At 55.1% G+C, this 4,923-nt stretch carries 4 protein-coding genes; 1 reads left to right on the top strand and 3 read right to left on the bottom strand.

The window, feature by feature from the left end; genetic code table 11:
• The 3 genes from CW742_RS07210 to CW742_RS07200 all read right to left on the bottom strand — a co-directional run.
• On the bottom strand, nucleotides 1-728 hold a 728-nt coding region (locus tag CW742_RS07210), incomplete at its 3' end, for a DNA primase small subunit domain-containing protein (protein WP_292418461.1).
• Nucleotides 725-2,311, bottom strand: coding sequence for a tRNA uridine(34) 5-carboxymethylaminomethyl modification radical SAM/GNAT enzyme Elp3 (locus tag CW742_RS07205; RefSeq protein WP_292418459.1), 1,587 nt, complete (start codon nucleotides 2,309-2,311; stop codon nucleotides 725-727). The genes CW742_RS07210 and CW742_RS07205, both read right to left, overlap by 4 nt.
• A 5-nt stretch (nucleotides 2,312-2,316) precedes the next feature.
• Nucleotides 2,317-2,586 carry a UPF0058 family protein gene (locus CW742_RS07200; RefSeq protein WP_292418457.1) on the bottom strand — a complete coding sequence of 90 codons (270 nt, stop codon included), beginning with the start codon at nucleotides 2,584-2,586 and terminating at the stop codon, nucleotides 2,317-2,319.
• Nucleotides 2,587-2,661: 75 nt separating this feature from the next.
• Between CW742_RS07200 and CW742_RS07195 the strand changes: the two genes are divergently transcribed.
• Nucleotides 2,662-3,546 (top strand): ADP-ribosylglycohydrolase family protein, encoded by an 885-nt coding sequence (locus CW742_RS07195; RefSeq protein ID WP_292418455.1) that lies wholly within the window; start codon nucleotides 2,662-2,664, stop codon nucleotides 3,544-3,546.
• Nucleotides 3,547-4,923 lie beyond the last annotated feature (1,377 nt).

Below are 4,923 nucleotides of genomic sequence, written 5' to 3'. Positions count from 1 at the left end.
ATGCTCTCCTCCCTTTTCTTGAGGGATGGGGCTGCCGAGTCCTTGCCAATCACTTCGATCGCGGTGAGGTGAGCCAGCGCCTCTTGTTCCGGGGGCGTCCCGATCCGCCCTAAGTATTCAATAAGGGCCCCGCGGTACCGTTCCGGCCACCCGGGCGCACCGGAAAGCCTGCCCGAGAGCATGGCAGAAGGATCGATCCCGATACCGCAGACATAATCGATCAGTTCCCGGCGTTCGGAACTCCCCCAGTTCCGGAACGCGATGTCGCGGAGATGGATATGGTAACCCCGGCCTCCCGAGAAGACCAGATCGATGGTTTTTGGTTCGATCCCGAACTCATCCGTCAGCATGGAGAGGAGTTTTTCTGTCTCTTCCTTGACCCGGGCGAGCATCTGGTCGTACGGGCCCCGCACGATGTGGTCCGCATCAAGGTCGAAGATCAGGTCAGCCCCGCACCAGCCCTTGTCGGCCATGGTCCCGGCATCGGGCTTCTCGTAGTAGGCAGTCGAGTAGTAGGCGTGCTGGGGGATGAGGTTCTGGATAAAGGATACCATCTCGCCGCTGCCGGGAAAGCCGATATGGCGACGCATCCGGGTCTCGGCTGCGCCCGGGTTGAAGAGGATGAAGCCCCACTCGCGCTGCACGATGGACGGCGGAGCGACAAGGACTGTCTTCTTGTAATATTCGGTAAACCGCTGGCGGAGGAATTCGGCTGTGGCCGGGTTCATGACAACCCCTTGATCATATAGGGCCCTCTGCGTTCATATCCCTGCCTGCGGTAATACGGGCGGACACCGATGCCGCTCATGATGGCAAGATTGTGGTAACCGGCGGCCAATGCAATTTCCTCGGCCCGTGCAAGGAGCATCTTCCCAAAGTTCCGGTGCTGCCATTCTTCGGATTCGGCATCCTTTCCTACGGGTACAAGGCTGCCGTATACGTGCAGCTCCCGCATGACAGCCGCTTCTTCAAGCTCGGGGCGGTAGACCTGCGACGGGACCCGGAGCCGGGAGAAACCGATGAGGGAATCATCCGAGACCGCCGAGATGAAGTGTTCTTTTCCCCCGCATGCTTCATACTCCAAGACGCGGATCTCCATCTCCGCAAGGGAGGGGAGACGCCCGATCTCCCGGCACCGGATGCACCGGCACCGTTTCCCGAGCGCTTTCAACCGGTTCTGCGCCAGTTGCCGGAAGTTGGAGTGCGGGGAGCCGGCAACGATCAGCTTGGCCGGGATATCCCGCTGGATCCGCTGGAGCCGCGTATATTCCGGGATGAGGGACTTGCCGTAGGCTATGAGATCGATGAGCTTGTCCTCATCATACGGGGAATATCCGCCCCGTTTCCAGAGATCCTCGATCTCAGATCCGGGCGTGACAAGCGTCGGATAGATCTTGAGGAAGTCGGGTCTGAAGCGGGGGTCAGAAAAGAGCGTCTCGAACATCTGCCGGTCCGCTTCGATGCTGGAAGAGGGAAGATTGGGCATCATGTGGAACCCGACCTTCAGCCCCGCGTCACGGAGGAGGGTGTTTGCCTCAACGGTGTCTGCAACCGTGCATCCGCGCCGGTTATAGGCAAGGATCGCATCATCTGTGTGCTGGACGCCGAGTTCTACTTTTGTTACCCCAAGATCGAGCATCCGGTCAATGTGCTCCCGGCGGCTCCAGTCAGGCCGGGTCTCAAAGGTCATGGCAACGCACCGGATCGCTGATGCCTCATTGGCCGACTCGACTTTATCCACGGGATGATGCTGCGGTGCAGGCGTTTTTTCCGGGTAGATGTTCATCGCTTCGATGCACCGGGAGACAAACTCCTCCTGGTATTCGACAGGGCGGGCAGTCATCGTCCCGCCCATCACGATCAGCTCCACCTTGTCCACGCGGTGTCCCAGGATCTCAAATTGTTCCAGCCGTGCCTGAACCTGGCGGAACGGATCATATTCATGCTCGCGGGCACGCTTTGCCGCCGGTTCCTCTCCGGTATAACTCTGCGGGGAATGGAACGGGTGGTCCGGCCCGCCCGGGCAGGGGAGACACTTTCCGTGGGGACAGGGATACGGGGAGGTCATCACAGCAACCGGGGCAACACCGGACAGGGTACGGGACGGCTTCACAAGCAGGATCTTCCGCAGGGTCTCGTACTCCTCCGGCCGTGCAGCGGCAAGGATCGCGGAGTTCTTCGGTACTGCCGGCAGGGAATACTTCCGGCAGGTCCCTATCTTCGCCGCAACAATGGCCGCATCATCTGCAGCACCTTCCGGGAGGGTGAGGATGCGGGAGATGATCTCCCGGAGAGCACATTCCTCATCCATGAGAATTAATGTTCAGCTGCAACCTTCAGGGAGGCAGTTTCATGAGAATAGTTCACCGCAGGCGGGACGGGGCGGTGGTGAATATGGGTTACAATCTCATCCCCAAGCGTGAGGAGAGCATCCTTGTGGGCTTTCTTGTCCTTGTGGATATGGACGGGGGATATTTCCAGGGAATTGTAGCGTTCAGTTCCGATCTCTTCGTTGCTGACGCCCTCGTAGTACTTCTTGATGTGGATCATCAGCATATGTAAATGCAGCAATTCTTCCTTTTGCACACTATCACCTTTTCCAAAATGATCCTTTTTTTGTAGGACAGATATATCTTATTGGTGAGGTTTATATCAGGAACAATGCGGCACGGGGGATCCCTCATTGGGCTCGCTGTTGGCGACGCGTTGGGTGCGCCCTTGGAAGGATCTCGAAGATCTGAAGTCTGGCTCACGCAAATGCGGCCCGGAGGGCGCCATTTCCGGAACCGTGGCGAAGTCACGGATGACACGTTGCAGGCTGGTGCAGTTGCGGAATCTCTCGCCGAATGCGGGCGCTTTGATGAAACAGACCTGATAAAAAAATTATCTCAGGGTTATATACAACGCCCGGAATGGTACGGTCCTACATCCACAAAATTCTTCGATCTGGTGCTGTCCGGTACCCCGCCGCACACTGCCGCGCTGACGGTTCAAAAATTGAACCATGGGAGCAGGTCCAATGGCAGCGTGATGCGGGGCTTCCCGATCGGGATCTTCTTTCCCCCGACAGAAGTCTCAGCGATCAGCATCCGCTGTTCTGCAATAACGCACCACGATCCGGTAGGGGGCCACTGCTCGGCGTTCCTGAACCTGATGGTGAGCGATATGGTCAGGGGCATTCCACGGAAGACGGCATTCCGGCACGCCCGTTCGCTCTGTATGTATCCTGAGGTGCATGCCATGCTGGGCAGTTACGATCAGTATGATGCTGATCCTTCCTTAGATTGCATACTCTGCTCGCATGCAGCGCTCCGCTGTTTCATGGATGCCCGGTCGTTTGAACTGGCGGTCCTCTCCGCGATTAATCTTGGCGGTGATGCGGATACCGTTGGCGCCTGCACCGGTGCCCTTGCAGGGGCATACTGGGGACTGGAAGCAATTCCGGTACGGTGGCGGCGGGATCTGGAAGGGTATCAAGAACTTGTAGGGCTGGCGGAGCGGTTGTGGAACGGCAGGGTAGACAATCCGGCTATAAAATTGGATTAGTTCATAACGTGAAAGAATACCCGGAAATTCTCCTGATAACAGGATAGTGTGCGGATATTTCAGAGGTATGAAGAATTATTCCTGATCACCACACAAGACCATTCCTTTCAGATACAATCTCAGGTTCCCGAACACTGGTTAGTATTCTCTTCTATTCTTCTGATTAGCCGTTGAGAACGGGGATTATAGGAGGAGGTTTTTCTGGCAATAGTTTTATCATCCGAACGAAATATATGCCCCGCATATGCAGGCCAAACACTGTGCGATTCCTTTAATCGCTCTCGTAGTTTTTCTGGTCCTGATTGCGGGCTGTTGCAGCCCCCCTTGTGCATCAGGCCAGTGGTGCGACAATGGCATATGCTGTGATCAAAACTGGGTGAATTGCAGCGGTACATGCGTCATATCTAATAATACAAATTGCGGGAGGTGCGGTAATGTCTGTCCCGGAGGGCAGGATTGTTCCGAGGGAACATGCTGCAATCAGGGTCAGACAAACTGCAATATGACTTGTGCGGATCTGAACACTGATCCGAACTACTGCGGAAACTGTATGCATCCCTGTCCGACAGGGTGGTTCTGCTCCAATGGCGGCTGCTGTGAAAGCAGATCACAAGTATTCTGCGGAGACCGTTGTGTTGACGTACAATCAGATATCAACAATTGCGGTAACTGTAGCAATACCTGTCCGTTGTACCATACATGCAGCGGCGGAACCTGTGTCCCGGATACTTCAGGCTGTCCTCCGAATCAAATACGGTGTAGTGATGTTCCGGGACCGCTGGGGTGCAGGCCATCACAGGTTGACGTATTTAATTGCGGTTTTTGTGGAAATACGTGTAATCCGGGAGAACAATGCTTAAACGGCGCGTGCTGCCCGATCACCGGGGACTGGTCAAACTGCGAAGGTTTCTGCAGGCAACTCCAAGATGATCCTGATAATTGCGGTAATTGTTCAACAGTATGTGATCCGAGAATGGTCAGACATTGGGGTTCGAACCCAAAACGCAACGGGGATTGCTGGGATGGGATTTGTCATATGGAATGCGTCGTAGGGAATCCGGGATGTGAGCTCGCATAAAAAATCTGCTGTAAAATGGGAAACATCCTAACCTATAATGAACGAAAAATGGAGAACAGGGCTATGTAAATAAACGACTTTTTCCCATATTTTCTGAAATTGATTGTCAGCAATAACTGGAGCGCTCTCTGCAACCCTGCACGATCATCAACGAGCGCCACTGATATGGGAGACCCTTGAATCAGGACTCCCAAGTGCCGATAAAAGAGAGAGAACGATCACAAATTTCCGGAAGCCGGATCGATTACGCCGGCTTGATCTCCACAAGCTTCAGCACACGGCCTTTATCGCAGATATCC

The sequence above is a fragment of the Methanoregula sp. genome (assembly GCF_002835825.1).
In the GTDB taxonomy this organism is placed as follows: Archaea; Halobacteriota; Methanomicrobia; order Methanomicrobiales; family Methanospirillaceae; genus Methanoregula.
The sequence above is the reverse complement of the archived record's forward strand: the minus strand, read 5'-3'. Positions and strand labels throughout refer to the sequence as shown.